At 35.3% G+C, this 15,975-nt stretch carries 21 protein-coding genes; 9 read left to right on the plus strand and 12 right to left on the minus strand.

The genetic code is table 11. The annotated features are described in order from the left end of the window. Positions 1-71 precede the first annotated feature (71 nt). From KBP46_RS01700 to KBP46_RS01740, 9 genes are all read right to left on the minus strand, one after another. On the minus strand, positions 72-452 hold the full coding sequence (locus KBP46_RS01700) for a VOC family protein (RefSeq protein ID WP_216444471.1): 381 nt from the start codon (positions 450-452) through the stop codon (positions 72-74). A gap of 283 nt (positions 453-735) precedes the next feature. Then, a complete protein-coding gene (locus KBP46_RS01705) occupies positions 736-1,398 on the minus strand; it encodes a DUF2306 domain-containing protein (RefSeq protein WP_216444472.1) in 663 nt (220 codons plus the stop codon). A gap of 13 nt (positions 1,399-1,411) precedes the next feature. Next, entirely contained in the window at positions 1,412-1,870 is a 459-nt protein-coding gene (locus tag KBP46_RS01710; protein WP_216444473.1) for a DUF2750 domain-containing protein, read from the minus strand. 39 nt (positions 1,871-1,909) lie between these two features. After that, a complete protein-coding gene (locus KBP46_RS01715; RefSeq protein WP_062675093.1) occupies positions 1,910-2,284 on the minus strand; it encodes a hypothetical protein in 375 nt (124 codons plus the stop codon). A gap of 87 nt (positions 2,285-2,371) precedes the next feature. Next, positions 2,372-2,953: a GDP-mannose pyrophosphatase NudK gene (nudK, locus tag KBP46_RS01720; RefSeq protein WP_216444474.1), complete on the minus strand. Its 582-nt coding sequence runs from the start codon at positions 2,951-2,953 to the stop codon at positions 2,372-2,374. A 65-nt stretch (positions 2,954-3,018) separates the two neighbouring features. Next, a complete protein-coding gene (locus KBP46_RS01725; RefSeq protein ID WP_216444475.1) occupies positions 3,019-3,924 on the minus strand; it encodes a TIGR01777 family oxidoreductase in 906 nt (301 codons plus the stop codon). 24 nt (positions 3,925-3,948) lie between these two features. Continuing rightward, positions 3,949-4,293: a hypothetical protein gene (locus KBP46_RS01730; protein WP_062675090.1), complete on the minus strand. Its 345-nt coding sequence runs from the start codon at positions 4,291-4,293 to the stop codon at positions 3,949-3,951. A gap of 5 nt (positions 4,294-4,298) precedes the next feature. Beyond that, positions 4,299-4,892 carry an HPP family protein gene (locus KBP46_RS01735; RefSeq protein WP_216444476.1) on the minus strand — a complete coding sequence of 198 codons (594 nt, stop codon included), beginning with the start codon at positions 4,890-4,892 and terminating at the stop codon, positions 4,299-4,301. After that, entirely contained in the window at positions 4,893-5,798 is a 906-nt protein-coding gene (locus tag KBP46_RS01740; RefSeq protein ID WP_216444477.1) for an arginase family protein, read from the minus strand. A 317-nt stretch (positions 5,799-6,115) separates the two neighbouring features. On the opposite strand from KBP46_RS01740, the gene KBP46_RS01745 reads away from it, so the two are divergent. The 9 genes from KBP46_RS01745 (at position 6,116) to KBP46_RS01785 (ending at position 13,464) form a co-directional block, all read left to right on the plus strand. Continuing rightward, complete coding sequence (locus KBP46_RS01745; RefSeq protein ID WP_062675087.1) at positions 6,116-6,907, plus strand: hypothetical protein; 792 nt, start codon at positions 6,116-6,118, stop codon at positions 6,905-6,907. A 519-nt stretch (positions 6,908-7,426) separates the two neighbouring features. Next, positions 7,427-7,759 carry a single-stranded DNA-binding protein gene (locus tag KBP46_RS01750; protein ID WP_047429680.1) on the plus strand — a complete coding sequence of 111 codons (333 nt, stop codon included), beginning with the start codon at positions 7,427-7,429 and terminating at the stop codon, positions 7,757-7,759. 14 nt (positions 7,760-7,773) lie between these two features. Beyond that, complete coding sequence (locus tag KBP46_RS01755) at positions 7,774-8,229, plus strand: HRDC domain-containing protein (RefSeq protein ID WP_228436683.1); 456 nt, start codon at positions 7,774-7,776, stop codon at positions 8,227-8,229. A gap of 122 nt (positions 8,230-8,351) precedes the next feature. After that, positions 8,352-9,722, plus strand: a complete 1,371-nt coding sequence (hisS, locus tag KBP46_RS01760; RefSeq protein ID WP_216444478.1) for a histidine--tRNA ligase — start codon at positions 8,352-8,354, stop codon at positions 9,720-9,722. 101 nt (positions 9,723-9,823) lie between these two features. After that, entirely contained in the window at positions 9,824-10,672 is an 849-nt protein-coding gene (locus KBP46_RS01765) for a PH domain-containing protein (protein ID WP_216444479.1), read from the plus strand. A 17-nt stretch (positions 10,673-10,689) separates the two neighbouring features. Continuing rightward, on the plus strand, positions 10,690-11,337 hold the full coding sequence (locus tag KBP46_RS01770) for a GNAT family N-acetyltransferase (protein WP_202840751.1): 648 nt from the start codon (positions 10,690-10,692) through the stop codon (positions 11,335-11,337). A gap of 52 nt (positions 11,338-11,389) precedes the next feature. Next, positions 11,390-11,929, plus strand: coding sequence for a PH domain-containing protein (locus KBP46_RS01775; protein ID WP_216445438.1), 540 nt, complete (start codon positions 11,390-11,392; stop codon positions 11,927-11,929). A 9-nt stretch (positions 11,930-11,938) separates the two neighbouring features. Further along, positions 11,939-12,652, plus strand: a complete 714-nt coding sequence (locus KBP46_RS01780; RefSeq protein ID WP_216444480.1) for a hypothetical protein — start codon at positions 11,939-11,941, stop codon at positions 12,650-12,652. Positions 12,653-12,672: 20 nt separating this feature from the next. Beyond that, a complete protein-coding gene (locus tag KBP46_RS01785; RefSeq protein ID WP_216444481.1) occupies positions 12,673-13,464 on the plus strand; it encodes a bifunctional 2-polyprenyl-6-hydroxyphenol methylase/3-demethylubiquinol 3-O-methyltransferase UbiG in 792 nt (263 codons plus the stop codon). Positions 13,465-13,560: 96 nt separating this feature from the next. On the opposite strand, the gene KBP46_RS01790 is transcribed toward KBP46_RS01785, so the two are convergent. From KBP46_RS01790 to KBP46_RS01800, 3 genes are all read right to left on the minus strand, one after another. Then, positions 13,561-13,797, minus strand: coding sequence for a YtxH domain-containing protein (locus KBP46_RS01790; RefSeq protein ID WP_034695510.1), 237 nt, complete (start codon positions 13,795-13,797; stop codon positions 13,561-13,563). 99 nt (positions 13,798-13,896) lie between these two features. Next, complete coding sequence (locus KBP46_RS01795; protein ID WP_062675080.1) at positions 13,897-14,739, minus strand: isoaspartyl peptidase/L-asparaginase; 843 nt, start codon at positions 14,737-14,739, stop codon at positions 13,897-13,899. 327 nt (positions 14,740-15,066) lie between these two features. Continuing rightward, the gene (locus tag KBP46_RS01800; protein ID WP_034695508.1) at positions 15,067-15,957 is read right to left on the minus strand and encodes a cyanophycinase; all 891 of its coding nucleotides are present in this window, start codon (positions 15,955-15,957) and stop codon (positions 15,067-15,069) included. Positions 15,958-15,975 lie beyond the last annotated feature (18 nt).

A 15,975-nucleotide genomic window follows, 5' to 3' on the forward strand; every position in this document is an offset into this window, starting at 1 on the left:
GTGTTTTAGAAATCCAGGAACATTAAATTCTAAAAAATGGATAGTAATAAACTGATACAGAGCTGTTTTTGTTAATAATAATTACTTACTTCAATAAGATTATAATCCGGATCACGGAAGTAAACTGATTTGATTTTTCCTACCGCTCCGGTTCTGTCTACAATCCCTTCAATGATTTCTATATTTTTCTGTCTGAGCTCTTCCATAATCTCATGAAGACCTGTCTCTGCAATGAAACAAAGATCAGCAGAGCCACAGGTTGGAGTCTCTGCTTTAGGCTCCAATTCATATCCTTTCTGATGCAGATTAATCTTTTGATTTCCAAAGATGAGTGCTTTTCTGTCCTCTCCAAAAGTAATGACTTCAAAGCCCATGACATGAGTGTAAAATGCAATAGTCTTTTCAATATCTGCCACCGTTAAAACAAGATGGTCAAGGCTTCTAATTTTCATACATTAATTTTTAGATAATAACGTTGATCAAAATTAAGGCTATTCAGAAGATTGTGGTCCTGTAATTGATTGTTTTTTTAGATTTAAAATAATAGATTTACACACATTAACACGAAACCATGATTTATTATTTTTTCTTCTTTTTATTATTGCCGTTTTGGGAGGAATTTCTTATCTGATAATGCGTTTTTTCGGCAAATGGACCCGGAATACTCAATATGAAGCATTTTTTAATACTTTGATATTTATTGCATCATTTTTTCTGGTGTCATTTATAAGTCTTTTAATCTTCTTTTCTAACGTTGACTTTTCCAGGTAGTAATGATTCTTTTCTGAGAATCAGATAAGCTATAAAAAGATTGATAAAAAGGGCTGCCCAGACATTCAAACCATAAAAAAGTTGGTAGTCATGACGGGTTTCATTATAAAACAGATTTTTAACAATTCTGAACGTAATGGCTGTGGTGGTAACCGTATAGCTTAAGATCATATACATCCTGTGTCTGTTCACATTTCCCTTTTTGATAAAAAGTATGGCGGCAATAGTGAAATAAGCCCAAAGGATATCCTGTATCAGAAATCCTGTGATTCCGATAATACCACCATTGGAAAAAAGTCCCAGAACAAAGCATGCCGGAACATTGATAATAAGGATGTTGTAGACATATATTTTCCCAATTATCTTATGAAGGCTTTTATTTTCAGTCAAAAACCGATTTGAAAACTGGGTCAGACCTGCCAGAAGACAAAGCGTTACGGAAAAGATATGAATGTAGAAAAAAATCATCCAATACGGATTATCCACAACCTGCTGCTTAAAAGCCAGAAATCCTATATTTTTTTCAAGAGAAGTATACTGGGAAATAGTTTTCAGCATAAGAATACTGAAAAGAATGACCAAAATTAAAGCACTTGCTTTAAAGATCTTTATTCCCAAAGACTTCATATGAGCTAAATTATTAATCTTCCAGCACCGCTCTGATCTGTTTTTCCAGATCTTCCATGTTTTCAAACTTTCTTAATTCCAGTGACTTTCCTGAAGATCTGAGCTCTTCAATAATATCAAGGATTAATTCTAAAGGTTCAGCTTCGTAACCAAACAGATTGCTGTCGAAATTAGTTCCTACCAATAATCCGTCGATATTCATTCCCAGACACCAGTTTTCTACAAACTCGTTGAGAGGAATAGAAGAAGGCTCATAATGATTCCATTCGTTTTCTATGCATGATTTTGCTGTGGCAGCATCAGACCAGAAACAAATGATCTGTACCTCTTCACCGTCTTCATATTCTGACTCGTTGGAATACGAAGTAGCATAGCCTTTGCCATCTTTTAAAGCGTATACTGTTTCTGTTTCTGTGATTTTTTTAATAAAGTCTTTATGGCGGTTCTCCACCGTAATATGATCTTGAAGCATTGTATTTAATTATGAATAATAAATTATGAATGGTAGGTCTTATGAAATTTCACTCCTGTTGATATGAATAATTTCAGGATTTTGACCATCTGAATCTCTTTTAGATCTGCCATAAAGTCCTATTTCAAGATCGTTTGGGGATTCACTGTCCAGTTCGGAAGGATGTACATAAGTATACATACCATAACCATGTCCGGAAACCAGCCATCCTTCAGTAAGGTTTAAATGAATTACATTGAAATCTCCGGCAGGACCTCCGGAATAAACCGGACCGAATTCTTTCATTAATTGTAATGCTTTCTCTTTTACATCTCCGATAATACTGATGTCATCAAAAATAATATAAGTGCCATTTTCAAAAAGAACCCAATCCTGAAATTTGGGATTAATGGCAAGTTTCACATGTTCAATCATCTGTTAATAGTTTAAATATGAGTTATAAGTTAATGTTTTTATTAGATATGCAGTTTTCAATTATCAATCATCATTGATATCTTATTTCTACAGTATTCCTTTGATCCTCAAATGTTGCAGAAGCATGATGGTTTTTGCATCTTTGATTTCTCCTGTATCAATCATTTTCAGACTTTTTTCAAACGATAATTCCAGAACTTCGATATTTTCACCTTCTTCTTCCAATCCACCTCCGTCGTTGATTTTCATTTCATTTAAATACTCTGCAATGAAGAAATAAAGAATTTCCGTTACAGATCCGGGCGACATATAGGCTTCAAATATTTTCTCAACCTTGGAAATTTTATATCCGGTTTCTTCTTCTGTTTCCCTTTTGATACAGTCTTCCGGATTATCATTATCCAACAATCCTGCACAGGCTTCAATGAGCATGCCTGTAGAATTTCCGTTGATATAAGTAGGTAATCTGAATTGTCTGGTAAGAATAACGGTGTTTGAATCTGTATTGTAAAGAAGGATTACTGCACCGTTTCCGCGGTCATAGGCTTCTCTGCTTTGAGTTTCTGTAGTTCCGTCTTTTTTCAAAACAGAGTAGGTGACTTTGTTTAAAGTATACCAGTTATCTGAAAGGATTTCTGTGTTTAATAAGGTGATATTCGGGTTTTTCATGAGAATATTTTCTGTGTTATAATAAATAGGTGTTAAAATATTTTTTTAATTAATTTTTTCTGAATTTACTTCTTTAGTAAGTCTTTTAAAGCGTTCTCCAGATCCGGAAATTTAAAATGGAAACCTGCATCCTGAAGTTTCTTTGAGGAAGCTCTGGAACCTTCCAATATAGTAGTAGCCAGCTCTCCGAATAAGAGTTTCAGCACAAATCCGGGAACATTAGGCATAAATAGTGGTTTTTTAAGTACCTGGGCAATCTTTTTTGTAAGTTCTTTATTGGTGGCATGTTGTGGAGATACAGCATTATAAGCGCCATCTATTGCTGGGTTTTTTAAAGCAAATTCATAAATAGAGCAGATGTCTTCAATGTGAACCCATGGCATATATTGCTGCCCGCTTCCCAGTGGAGAGCCGATATAATATTGAATAGGAGGGATCATTTTCTTTAATGCTCCGTCTTTTTCAGAAAGTACTACAGCAGTACGTATTTTCACAACTCTTTCTGCGAGATCCTGTTCCTTAAAATCGTCAGCAGCTCTTTCCCATAAGACAACCACTTCACTTAGAAAATCGTTGCCTGGCGGATCTGTTTCGGTATAAATTTTTTCTGAGGTTTCAGTACCATAAAAATTAATTCCGGAGGCTGAAATAAAAGACTTTAGCTTAATCTTGTTTTTTCTTAAAGTTGTTCGAAGTAATTCTGCAGAATCTACACGGCTGGAAATCAATTCTCTTTTTCTTTCCGAAGTCCAGCGCTTTTCTGAAATATTGGCACCTGCAAGATGAATGATATGAGAAACATTGTCAAGGGCTTTTTCATCTATAGTTTTTTTTTGGACATCCCATTCATAGTCATGATCATGCACTTTTTTTCGCGTCAGAAACCTGATTTCATATGCGTTACTTATTTTTTTTGCCAGTTCTTTGGCAATCATGCCGCTGGCACCGGTGATCAGAACAACTTCTTTCATAATATTATATTAGTGGTGGGTAGGTTATGCCTGATTTTTTACTATCAGTACAAAATCATCATCCAGAAGTTTATACCCGTAATCATAAATGAATTTATATTCAGAGCCGTTTTTATAAACTTTCAGGTTGGTAAAATAATCGAAATCAAAACCTAAGCCATCCAGTCTGGATTTTGGGACTTTTGTTTTACCGTCGGTATTTATTTCCATCAGGATACGGTAATTTTTGCGAAGCTTGTTATTAACATTCCGCATCAGATTACTGGAATCCTTATTCTGCTTATTGTTATAGGCGTTCCGACAGGCATCGTTGCAGAATTTTTTATCTGATCTTCCGATGATTTTCTCGCCACATTCCAGACAATTCATGATTTTTATTTTAAGTGATGGTTGTGTCTTTTTTTCAGCAGCCTTTTGAACATGCTGTGGGTAGGATAGCTTCTGTTGGGTGTAATATTATTAAAAAATAATGCAACAATCAAAAGAATAATGCATCCGGAAAGAACAGGGGAGAGAACATACCAGTATCCCAATTCCGGAATTTTACCTGTAGAACTTACTGCAATCAGAGCTGTAGCTCCACCCGGTGGATGCAAAGTTTTTGTATACTGCATCAATACTATAGAAAATGATACTGCCAAAGGTGCCGAAAGCCAGATGATATCCGGAATAAACTGATAAACAGTAACACCTACCAATGCCGACAGAACATGTCCGCCGATAAGATTTCTCGGTTGTGCCAGAGGACTCTGTATTGCTCCATAAATAAGAACACTTGATGCTCCAAAAGAACCGATCAGAAATATGTTTTCCGTTTCTGTAAGTGAGTGAGACTGGATAAATGCAATAATCCCAATCCCAAAAAATGCGCCTAAAAATGACCAGAAATGTTCCTTGTAATCAACAAGCGTCTCCTTATAGATCACATATTTTGAAACCCTGAATGTTCTTTTGATTGTCTTCTTCATTTACTCTTCTTTATTTTTTATAATTTGAATTAAGTTATCTACAAATGGACGGGTGTATATTCCGTTTTTATCATAATCAGGATCTAAAATGGTAATCTCTATTCCAAAGCACAAAGGGTTTGCGAACAAAGGTTCCAGCATTTTCCTGAGATCCTCATAACTGATTCCGTCTTCCATCCTGCTGTCTACGGCGGGCATGAATTCATCTTTCAGAATATCTACATCAAAATGAATGAAAAACCCGTCTAACCCTTTATCATTCACCATTTTCAAAAAGTCTTCAGCCGTTTTTCCGAAACCATTTTGTCTGAGACGGTATAAATCAAAATAATGAATCTCGGAGTTGGTAATCTGGTCAACATATTGTTCATCATCAATTTCTGCATTCCCACAGCAAAAGATATTTTCTTCTGACAGATAAGGTTTTAAACCATCAATATCAGTTAGTTTTTCATGTCCGGTACCGGTAATGATGGCGAGATCCATTCCTGCCGCCCCTCCCGTTTCAGAAAGTTCGGGGGGGATGAAGTCTGTGTGCCCGTCAAGATAAAAAAGCCCGAAATCTCCCACTTTTTTCAGAGCCATTGCGTTTCCTATAAGAATGCTGCAATCGCCTCCAAGAATAATATTGAATGAATTCTTTTCGTAATTCCGGAGAATACAATCGGCCTGTTGTTTAGCATATTCGATAATCTGAACTGCATTTCTGACTTTTGATTCCTCATCAAAGTCCATAGAATATTCAGGAGCTTTTAGTCTGAAAACGTTGGCAGGATTAATTCTGCTATGAAAACCAAATTTTCTGAGCCATTCCGGAAGCTTCCGAACTCCGGGTTCTGTCTCATATTCCTTTTTGGTAAGTCCCAAATTGAGAGGAAACTCAAAAATATTGATGTTCCTTTTCATAGATGAATTTTCACAAAGATAAGGAATTATCCGTTTGTAAATGGATAATTGGGAAAATGCCAATCAGTATTACAATATATTTTACAGAAAAGGGATGGTTCATTAACTAAATGAATTTTTAGAACACGACGTCTATGTTTGTTTAATTTTCTGTGTTTTGGAAAATATAATATTCATCGGTATTTTAAAAGAAATTATTACTCATAAAGTTATATTTTTGAATATAACTGTCTTATTTTCATATAAATAAATTGATTTTTATTTCACAGTATTGTGTTTTTTTGTAATTTTGATATCAACATTCAAAAAAACAAACCATGAAAAAATCTAATTTATTACTCAGTTTTCTGTTTTGTCCTTTTATTTTTGGACAGGTAGGGATTAATACAACGTCTCCACAAGGAGTTCTAGACGTTACCTCAGCTAATTCAGCAGTTGTACTCTCCAGAAATGCCAATCCTCCAGCTAATGTAACTACACCCACTGCGGGAATGATCATCTATGATTCCACCAATAAAACTTTAAGATATTATAATGGAACCCAATGGAGTACCGTAATTTCTTCAGTAACATTAACAACAGCCAACGAAGGAGTCGTTAAATTAAATAGTGGAGCAGGTGTAAAGCCTTTCTTTGCATTCAAATCTTCAGGAGGAGTTCCTTTGATGACGTATCAGAATATTGTTTATCAGACACCGATGAACATTGTGACAGACTTTGCAGCACCACCTACCACCACATGGCCTGAAAATATTATCAATCCGGTGCCTGGAGATATATATGATCCGGCAACGGGACGATTTCTGGAAAACCCTATTGCCGGGCAAGTTCATATGTGGAGGGTTATTGTAAGTTATGCCAATAAGAATAATGGTTCTGTGGCCTTTGTAACAGTGAATCTTTCAAATCCTGTTCCTCCTTCAACATTCTCCATAGATCAGACCGCGGTAGCTCCTAATGGGGTAACCTCAGGAGATCTTGTTTTTTATCTTGTGAGTGTTGCCGATCCTTTATCTATTGGTAGCGGATATCTTATTAAAATAAAATCTGATACTTCATTGGATGCCACTATCAATAGTATAACCAGGATTTCTCAAGCTAAAGATTAATCTCATTATTAAGGAGGCAAAAGACATTATTGAATGTGAAAAAATATAAGTTTCAATTTTATTTTTAGTTGCATGATTAAGTAGGAGGTACTCAACAATTTTGTTGAGTGCCTTTTTTGTTGGATTTTTTTAGATGAAAGCCAGAACAGAAAATTTTCCACATAATTTAAAATTTATATTCTTATTTAATTACAATGAGAAATTGTATTTTATACATATTATATAACATTGCAATTTTTAAATGTGAATATTTTTTTAAGAAGAACAAAAAATTATCATAGGTTTTATCTTATTAAATTTTTAATTCATTGGTGGGAATTAATGTCTTTTAATTCTTATAAATCCTATACAATAAAGAAATCTTTTTATTTTCATATCCGTTTACAAACGACTACAAATGGATTTAAATGGTTTATAACCGACTGTGAATTGAAACCATCGCAATCTTTGCAACAGAGATTTGAGAAAAACAGTGAACGTCTCTTATCTGAATTTATTAATCTTTAAAATCTAAAAGTTATGTCACTAAGAAACAAAGTAACATTAATTGGTTACACAGGTAAAGAAGTTGAAATGGTAAACTTCGATAATGGAAACGTAAAAGCAAGTGTATCTTTAGCTACCAGCGATCACTACACGAATGCGAAAGGAGAAAAAGTAGAAGAAACACAATGGCACAATCTGATTGCCTTTGGGAAAACAGCAGAAATCTTTGAAAAGTATGTATCGAAAGGAAAAGAAATTGCCATAGAAGGTAAAATCACCTACAGATCCTATGATGATAAAGATGGGGTTAAACGGTATATCACAGAAATTCGGGTAGACGAGATTCTTTTATTAGGAGGTAAATAATTCTAAAAACACAAATGATGAAAGTAAAAGTTTTTAAAATCAGGCTTCCGGAAGAATTTCTCTACAAAGATCAGAAAATGCTGGATGATTTCCTGGACGCCAATGAGATTATGAAAGTAGAAACAGCTTTTGTGAACGAAGAACGTTATTGGTCTGTCATATTGTATTTTGAGGAATTAAAGCCCATAAAAAGTACAGTAAAAGAACCAAAGGCAGTAAAATATTCTGCAGATACTGATCTTTTGAATATCGATGAAGAAAAAATTCTGGATGCTCTGAAATTCTGGAGATCGGAAAAAGCCAGAGAACAGAACCTGCCCACTTACTTCATCGCGAGCAATAAAGAACTGATATCTGTAGCCAAGTATAAGCCTGCTAAGAAAGAAGAATTGCTCGAGATCAAAGGGTTTGGAAAGCATAAGATTGAAAACTATGGTGAAGAGATCCTTGAGATTCTTGAAAGCGTATGATTTTTTTGAATAATTGATGCTGCAATAAGAAAAGCTGAAGAGAGACTTTCTTCAGCTTTTTATACTATGTAAAATTCCTTTCAATTCCTTACTTTTGCATTTATCAAAATGACATACAACAAATGAAGCCAAGTTTAGCAAAAGGGACGAGAGATTTTACGGCACAGGAAGTTTCCAGAAGAAAATATATCATCAATATTTTACAGAATAATTTTGAATTATTCGGGTTTCAGCCTTTGGAAACACCTAGTTTTGAAAATCTTTCTACTTTGACAGGAAAATACGGAGAAGAAGGTGACCGCTTGATTTTTAAAATTTTAAATTCAAGCATCAACGAAGCGAAAGAAGAGAAAAAAACTCAGATGCTTCATGACTTTCAAAAAGCATTGGAAAAACCATTCAGTGCAGAGAGCCTTACAGATAAAGCTCTTCGTTATGACCTTACCGTACCTTTTGCAAGATTCGTAGCGATGAATCATGGTAAACTGACGTTCCCGTTCAAACGTTATCAGATCCAGCCGGTTTGGAGAGCAGACAGACCTCAGAAAGGAAGATTCAGAGAATTTTATCAGTGTGATGCCGATGTGGTAGGAAGCGAAAGTCTGCTGCAGGAAGTGGAGCTGATTCAGTTGTATCTGAAATCTTTTGCAGATCTTAAAGTTCCTGTAACCATTCATATGAACAACAGGAAGATTTTATCAGGATTGGCAGAATATGCTGGAATTACAGATAAACTGATTGATTTCACTGTTGCTCTTGATAAACTGGATAAAATTGGGAAAGATGGAGTTGTAAAAGAACTGTTGGAAAGAGAAATTTCTCAGGAATCTATTGATAAGCTGGATTTCCTGTTCAGCCAGTCGGATGATGCATTGGAAAATCTTCTTCAGTTAAAAGAAAAATTTGCAGGGAACGAAATCGGACTAAAAGGAGTGGAAGAGCTGGAATTTGTTCTTACCCAATCTCTGAACCTTGGTGTGGATATTCAAAACCTGGTCTTCAATATTACATTGGCAAGAGGATTGGACTATTATACGGGTGCTATTTTCGAAGTGAAAGCGGATGAAGTTGCTATGGGATCCATCGGAGGTGGCGGTAGATACGACAATCTTACTGAAGTTTTTGGTGTTAAAAATATTCCAGGAATAGGAATCTCATTCGGGTTAGACAGAATTTATCTTGTCATGGAAGAACTCAACCTTTTCCCTGAAGAAGCATCAGCCAAAATAGAATATCTGTTTGCTAACTTTGGAGGTGAAGGAATCACGGATGCATTAAAGCTGATCATGAAGCTAAGAGCTAAAGGGATTTCTGCAGAACTATACCCTGAAAATGCAAAGATCAACAAGCAGTTTACCTATGCAGAAAAGAAAGGCATAAAGAATCTGGTTTTCCTGGGTGAAGAAGAAATTAAAAATAATACCGTTACTTTTAAAGATCTTGAAGCCGGAATACAGAAAACGGTTTCTTTAGAAGAGTTTTTAGGAGAATAATTTCTTAATTATATTAAAAACAGAACAACTGCAAAATTACTTTTGTGGTTGTTTTTTTTTGATGGATGTTGAGAATTTAAATACTTTTGAATAAAAAAGGAATGACTAATAATTGTGCGTTGTGTAATACAGAATTAACATCTATGGATACGCTTCTGGGAGCGAATTCGCTTTCGGATGGTAATGTTTTATGCAACAAATGTTTGAATAAAGTGAGCGATATCAATGATGAGTTGCTTTATAATCTTAATGCATTCAGCATTGACGATATCAATAATATGCTGAATACAGAAGACACTGAAGCAGCTCAGACAGTCATGACGGTAGGAAAGACTCTTCCTGCAGCCATAGATTCCGGTTCTCATCAAATCTCAAAAGAGGTTTATAAGCGAAGACACCAAAAAATAAAGAATGAACTGGAAAGGCTTCATGCTAATCTCTCCGTCTTTACCAAAGGAGAAATCAAGGAACTTCCTTATCTTATCTCTGAAGAAGAACAGATCATTGCGATTACAGATGCTCAGTTTGTCAATACACTGGATGCCGGAGTATTGGTAGCAACGCCCAAAAGGATGATTTCTGTATCAAAAGGAATGTTTGGTGCCGCAAAGATTACTATTTACCCTAATGAAAACATACAGTTGGTAAGCTTTGTAACCCATCCGAGATCTCCGATTATTAAACTGCATCTGGAAGAAAGAATAGTTGAGTTTGAATGCTATATGGATAAGGAAGATGCAGAGAAGTTCTATGATACAATAAAAACCATTTATAATAATTCTAAGGATCAATCTCCAAAACAAATGGGTACAGCAGGAAAAAGTATTGCAGTCTCATCAGACGATATTTTGAATCAGCTTGAAAAACTGGGTAAACTGAGGGAAAACGGAATTTTAACCGATGCCGAATTTGCAGAGCAAAAAAAGAAGCTGCTGGAGCAATTACCATAAAAATTTTATACCCAATCATGAAAGATAAAGTATCTGCAAAAATAGTGGAAAGCTGGTTGAAAGGATGGTGCCTTTCAAGAGAAACATCTTTTCCTGTGTCCTATAAATCCGGATTTCATGTTGTTGTAGGAGATGAAAAACAAAAAGAACGTTTTGTGTTTCCTGAGCTTAATGATGATTTTTTTCAGCTTGCCAATTCAATTACCGAGCCCTGGATTTATCTGAAAGCATCTGTTCCCCCTGATCAAATTACAGATCAAATTCCTGAAAGATGGAAACTGCAGCCGCAGGGATATATGATGACCTGTTTTCATCCAATGGAATTTCCGGACACAAGTCTTGCAGAAGGATACCATCTGGAATTTTCTGAGTACAATACAACCTTTGTTATTACGATTGTGGCGGAGAATGGTGAGCAGGCTTCTATAGGACGTATCTCTCTTATAGATGATGTTGCTGTGTATGACAGGATTATTACCGAAAAAAGTCATCAAAGGAAAGGACTTGCCCGTTTTTTATTGAAAGAACTGGAGAAGATCGCTTTATCCAAAGGTTTTTACAAGAATATTTTAGTGGCAACGGAAGAAGGAAAGCTGTTGTATGAAACCTTAGGCTGGAAGCTATACTGTTTGCATACTTCCATTGTAATACCATCAGAAGACTAATATTTTCATTTAATTACTTATAAAGAGTAATTTAGACCCAAAAATTAACGCTATGAGTGAAAAATCAAGACTTGACGAAATAAAAGAAGAACTTAAAAAACTGGATATCAGCCCTACCATATTTGCCCGGAAAGAAATTCGTGAATTACCGGATATCCTTTCACCGGACGAAAGAATTGTCTATCTCGTAGAAGGCAGAAATAAACTCAACAACCATCATATCATCCTGGTAGCCACAGACAGAAGACTGATTTTTGTGGATAAGGAGTTCATGTACGGATTGAAAGTAGAAGACTTTTCTTACAGCAAAATAAGCTCCATACAATATGAAACAGAATTTTTATTAGCTTCCATAGATATTCAGGTGACTGATGACGTGATAGAAATTGATGGAGTAGGAAAGTACCATGCTGAACTGTTCTGTGAAAAAGTAAGAGATTTCATGTCCCGTCCGGAACAACATTTTCAGAGTAAATCCGAACCTAGTATTTTAGATCAGCTGGAACAATTGGGAAGATTAAAAGAAGCCGGAGTTCTAAGTGAGGAAGAATTTCTGGAGCAAAAGAAAAAATTGATGGAGAAACTGCCATAAACAGACAATATGTTGAAATTTTTTAATAATAATTGGTATAACTCTGTATTAGTTTCGGCCCTTATAGCTTTCTTCTGCTTTTTTGGACTTTCTCTATTTAATAGGTATACATTGTATATCTGCTGTTTTCTTCCTTTTATTTTTCTTCTGATAACTTTGGTTCTGGGTATCATCAGAATTGTAAAGAAAGATTATTTGAAAGGAATTTTGCAGATTGTTTCTACAGGAGTATTGGCAGCGGTTACTTTTAGTTACTTCACTTTTGCATTGATGTTTTATCCTTATGATTTTTTTGCGGAAGGATTAAAAGTTCCTGAAAATATTAAATTTGAAAAACCTATAAAGCTTAATGATGAAAAAGACAGGATAAATATTCATCAGCAGGATTTTATTCTTTACGACTATTTCCAGCCGGGGATTTATAAATATGATCTGTTCTTATATAAGATTGAAAAAGGAAAAGCATATCTGAAAATATTTGAAATTACTAAAAACCAGATCCTTTCTGAGGAAAGCATAAAAAAGAAAAGCCAGATTGAAGTTGAAAATAAAACAGATGAATTAAGAAGATTTGAATTAAAAGATGACTTTACAATCTATGAAGGCGATTGGGGACAGTTTTATGGGAGTAGAATAGAGGTTTGGTTTAAACCAGATGATGTCAATAAACCTGATAGAAAATTAATTACAAAAAACTATATTATTCAAGGCTGGATGAGATAGATGATTTAAAGAATTAAACAATGGAAAATTACTTGGAAATCAATAAAAAATCCTGGAATGCCAAAGTAGAACCTCATCTGAAATCGGATTTTTACTTTGTAGATGAGTTCTTAAAAGGCAGGACTTCACTGAACTCCATAGAGCTGGAGCTTCTTGGAGATATAAAAGGAAAAAGTATTCTGCACTTGCAGTGCCATTTCGGACAGGATTCTATTTCCCTGTCAAGAATGGGAGCAAATGTGACCGGCATTGACCTTTCTGATAAAGCGATTGATACCGCCAGAGAACTTGCACAGCAATGCGGTACAGACACAGAATTTATCTGTTCAGATGTATATGAGCTGCCCAATGTTCTGGATCATAAGTTTGACATCGTTTATACAAGTTACGGTACAATTGGATGGCTTCCCGATCTTGAAAAATGGGCTGGAATTATCAATCATTTTTTAAAACCGGAAGGTAAATTCATTATGGCAGAATTTCACCCTGTTGTCTGGATGTTTGATGACGACTTTACAAAAGTCGCTTACCATTATTTCAATGAGAAACCGATTGTAGAAACCTATGAAGGTACTTATGCAGATCAGTCTGCACCTATCGTGCAGGAATATGTCATGTGGAACCACTCCTTAGCAGAAGTTCTCGATAATTTAATAAAAAAAGATTTACAACTGAATGTTTTTCGGGAAATTGACTGGTCTCCATATCCTTGTTTCAGACATGTAGAAGAATTTGAAACAGGAAAATGGAGAATACCGCAGTTCGGAAATAAAATACCTCTTGTATATGCGCTTATAGCACAGAAAAAATAAAACATTCAGGGTTGCATTACAATAAAAAGTCACCGTAGTATTACTACGATGACTTTTTTCCTATATATGAATGTTAAAAAAACTGCTCTGTGTTGATTAGCTTAGGGAATCCTCAGCTTTTGTCTTTACTTCGTCTACTTTATTCTGAACCTGGGAAGCAACATCATTGGCTTTGCTCTTAAGGTCATTTCCCCATTTGTTAAGATTATCTTTAGCTGTATTGATCTTATCTTTTACCGCTTGTTGATCTTCAGGGCTTGAATTCTTATATTTCCAGTAAGCTAATGCACCTAATCCTAGTAAAGCTAATAAGCCTTTTGTCTTGTTTCCCATGATTTCTATTTTTTTAAGTATTAATATTAAAATTTGTTGTTATGAATAATGTAAAATACGTGCCAAAAAAATAAATGGACTTATAAATAAATGTTAAATTTAGGAAAAGACTTCAAGTTTTTCACCATCAAAACTGGCGAAAACCATAGTAGGATAGGAATCCTGATGATATATATTTCCCTCTTTATCAATTGCGATGGCTCCTGCAAACCCATCAATGACTGCAAGTTCATCAAATGTCTTACTGAAAGCCTGTTGAAGGCTCATTCCATCGGTAACTCTCGTTACAATTTTTGCTGCAGTAGCATTACTGACAATATCTTCACCTACACCGGTACAGCTTACTGCACAAAAAGCATTGGCATAATTTCCAGCCACAGTGGCAGAATCCGAAATTCTCCCGGGGATTTCAAAACCTTTTCCTCCAGTAGACGTGGCAACAGCTAGTTTTCCTTCCCGGTCAATCGCTACACAGCCTACAGTTCCTTTCCCTCCATTGGCCAGTTTGGCTTCGTATTCTTTTCTTCTCTGGGGAATTTCTGTAGAAAAACTTTCAAAACCATTTTCCGTAGCATAAATTTTAGCACCATTTCCTCCTAAAACCCTATCGTCTTCATTGATAAGATCTTTAGCCACAAAAATAGGGTTCTGTACATTTTGAATATTAATCACACCACTGAGTTTCTGAGTATTTCCGTTCATAATGGCAGCACTCATACGGATAACACCATCACTCTGGATCTGAGAACCGATTCCTGCATTGTATAAAGGATCATCTTCAAGTAATGAAACGGCATAAGCAACCGTATCAAAAGCCGAATGTGTCTTAAGATAATCGAATGCCTTTTGAGCAATTTGTTTTAATGACTCCTGTTTTGCTGTTTTTACTTCATGGCTTTGATCGCTTTCAGAGAAAAAACCGCCGTGGATAATTACTTTCATAAAATTAAAGATGATGGTTGATAAATGATTTCTTTTACGAAGTTAATTAATAAAAGATAAAAGATAAAAGATAAAAGATAAAAGATAAAAGATAAAAGATAAAAGATAAAAGATAAAAGATAAAAGATAAAAGATAAAAGATAAAAGATAAAAGATGTTGTTGTTAAGCAACTATTATGCATCTGGATATCAACATCAAATGGGGGTGGGCTTTAGCCCGCCTTACAATAAACGTTTTAAATCCATTGGCTTTAGCCCAACTTGAAATATGTATGCTAAATAAAAAAACGGAACCGAAGTCCCGTTTGTATAGCTGTATTTGTTGTTCTATTTATCCTGTGGAATAGGATTAAACTGCGAATTCTCAATTGTCAGTGTTTTTGTCGTAAGATCATAATGATCATTCATAGACATGACATGTACCGTTAAATTATCAATAGAAATAGGCTCTCCAAGGTTGATATTGGTAAGGTTGGTATCTTTGATAAACCTTCCGTCTACCAGAATAACAAGACCTGAACCAACAGCAGTCATTACATCATTATGAATGAAAAGACCTGTATCTTCACCCAATCCGATTCCCAGAGTTCTCGGATTGTTGACTACTGCCTGGAAAAGACGCCCGATTCTTCCCCTCTGTACAAAGTGAGTATCAATAATAACATTATCAATCAGACCCAATCCCTGAGTGGTTTTGATTTCTCCTTTCAATAAGGCTTCAGAGCTGCTTCCCTGGTAGATCATATTTTCAGAAGCTGCCGCTGCACCCGCAGAAGTTCCGGAATAAATAAAATCCTGCTCCTGGTATTTTAATAAAACGGTATCATGAAATCTTGTTCCACCAAGAATAGAAGTCAGTCTCAATTGATCTCCTCCGGTGAACATCATGACATCGGCAGCGTTGGCCCTTGCGACCATTGCATCAGAATTGGCTTCCTCACGGTTGTGGATGTCCAGAACATTTACATTTTTAGCTCCAAGAAATTCGAATGCTTTTTTGTACTCGGAACCTACGATCTGAGGGATTTGAGAGGCAGTTGTTACAATTTCAATGACAGAATTTTCCTTTAGTTTTGATTCGTTGATGATCTTTCTTAAGATCCCACGCTCAAAAAAATTAAGATTTTTTTCGATATTCTGATCATAATCGGTTTCAGCAAAACTTCCTTTGTTTACAGCGCCTCCGATAACTATTAATTTTCCAACAGGTTTCGTCATGGTACAAAATTAAAAAAT

The sequence above is a fragment of the Chryseobacterium sp. PCH239 genome (genome assembly GCF_018924625.1).
GTDB classification, from domain to species: domain Bacteria; phylum Bacteroidota; class Bacteroidia; order Flavobacteriales; family Weeksellaceae; genus Chryseobacterium; species Chryseobacterium cucumeris.

What these genes read in the sequence shown, in the direction of transcription:
- KBP46_RS01700 (WP_216444471.1), bottom strand. Translation starts at nt 452, where the DNA reads ATGAAAATTAGAAGCCTTGACCATCTTGTTTTAACGGTGGCAGATATT.
- KBP46_RS01705 (WP_216444472.1), bottom strand. Translation starts at nt 1,398, where the DNA reads ATGAAGTCTTTGGGAATAAAGATCTTTAAAGCAAGTGCTTTAATTTTG.
- KBP46_RS01710 (WP_216444473.1), bottom strand. Translation starts at nt 1,870, where the DNA reads ATGCTTCAAGATCATATTACGGTGGAGAACCGCCATAAAGACTTTATT.
- KBP46_RS01715 (WP_062675093.1), bottom strand. Translation starts at nt 2,284, where the DNA reads ATGATTGAACATGTGAAACTTGCCATTAATCCCAAATTTCAGGATTGG.
- nudK (WP_216444474.1), bottom strand. Translation starts at nt 2,953, where the DNA reads ATGAAAAACCCGAATATCACCTTATTAAACACAGAAATCCTTTCAGAT.
- KBP46_RS01725 (WP_216444475.1), bottom strand. Translation starts at nt 3,924, where the DNA reads ATGAAAGAAGTTGTTCTGATCACCGGTGCCAGCGGCATGATTGCCAAA.
- KBP46_RS01730 (WP_062675090.1), bottom strand. Translation starts at nt 4,293, where the DNA reads ATGAATTGTCTGGAATGTGGCGAGAAAATCATCGGAAGATCAGATAAA.
- KBP46_RS01735 (WP_216444476.1), bottom strand. Translation starts at nt 4,892, where the DNA reads ATGAAGAAGACAATCAAAAGAACATTCAGGGTTTCAAAATATGTGATC.
- KBP46_RS01740 (WP_216444477.1), bottom strand. Translation starts at nt 5,798, where the DNA reads ATGAAAAGGAACATCAATATTTTTGAGTTTCCTCTCAATTTGGGACTT.
- KBP46_RS01745 (WP_062675087.1), top strand. Translation starts at nt 6,116, where the DNA reads ATGAAAAAATCTAATTTATTACTCAGTTTTCTGTTTTGTCCTTTTATT.
- KBP46_RS01750 (WP_047429680.1), top strand. Translation starts at nt 7,427, where the DNA reads ATGTCACTAAGAAACAAAGTAACATTAATTGGTTACACAGGTAAAGAA.
- KBP46_RS01755 (WP_228436683.1), top strand. Translation starts at nt 7,774, where the DNA reads ATGATGAAAGTAAAAGTTTTTAAAATCAGGCTTCCGGAAGAATTTCTC.
- hisS (WP_216444478.1), top strand. Translation starts at nt 8,352, where the DNA reads ATGAAGCCAAGTTTAGCAAAAGGGACGAGAGATTTTACGGCACAGGAA.
- KBP46_RS01765 (WP_216444479.1), top strand. Translation starts at nt 9,824, where the DNA reads ATGACTAATAATTGTGCGTTGTGTAATACAGAATTAACATCTATGGAT.
- KBP46_RS01770 (WP_202840751.1), top strand. Translation starts at nt 10,690, where the DNA reads ATGAAAGATAAAGTATCTGCAAAAATAGTGGAAAGCTGGTTGAAAGGA.
- KBP46_RS01775 (WP_216445438.1), top strand. Translation starts at nt 11,390, where the DNA reads ATGAGTGAAAAATCAAGACTTGACGAAATAAAAGAAGAACTTAAAAAA.
- KBP46_RS01780 (WP_216444480.1), top strand. Translation starts at nt 11,939, where the DNA reads ATGTTGAAATTTTTTAATAATAATTGGTATAACTCTGTATTAGTTTCG.
- KBP46_RS01785 (WP_216444481.1), top strand. Translation starts at nt 12,673, where the DNA reads ATGGAAAATTACTTGGAAATCAATAAAAAATCCTGGAATGCCAAAGTA.
- KBP46_RS01790 (WP_034695510.1), bottom strand. Translation starts at nt 13,797, where the DNA reads ATGGGAAACAAGACAAAAGGCTTATTAGCTTTACTAGGATTAGGTGCA.
- KBP46_RS01795 (WP_062675080.1), bottom strand. Translation starts at nt 14,739, where the DNA reads ATGAAAGTAATTATCCACGGCGGTTTTTTCTCTGAAAGCGATCAAAGC.
- KBP46_RS01800 (WP_034695508.1), bottom strand. Translation starts at nt 15,957, where the DNA reads ATGACGAAACCTGTTGGAAAATTAATAGTTATCGGAGGCGCTGTAAAC.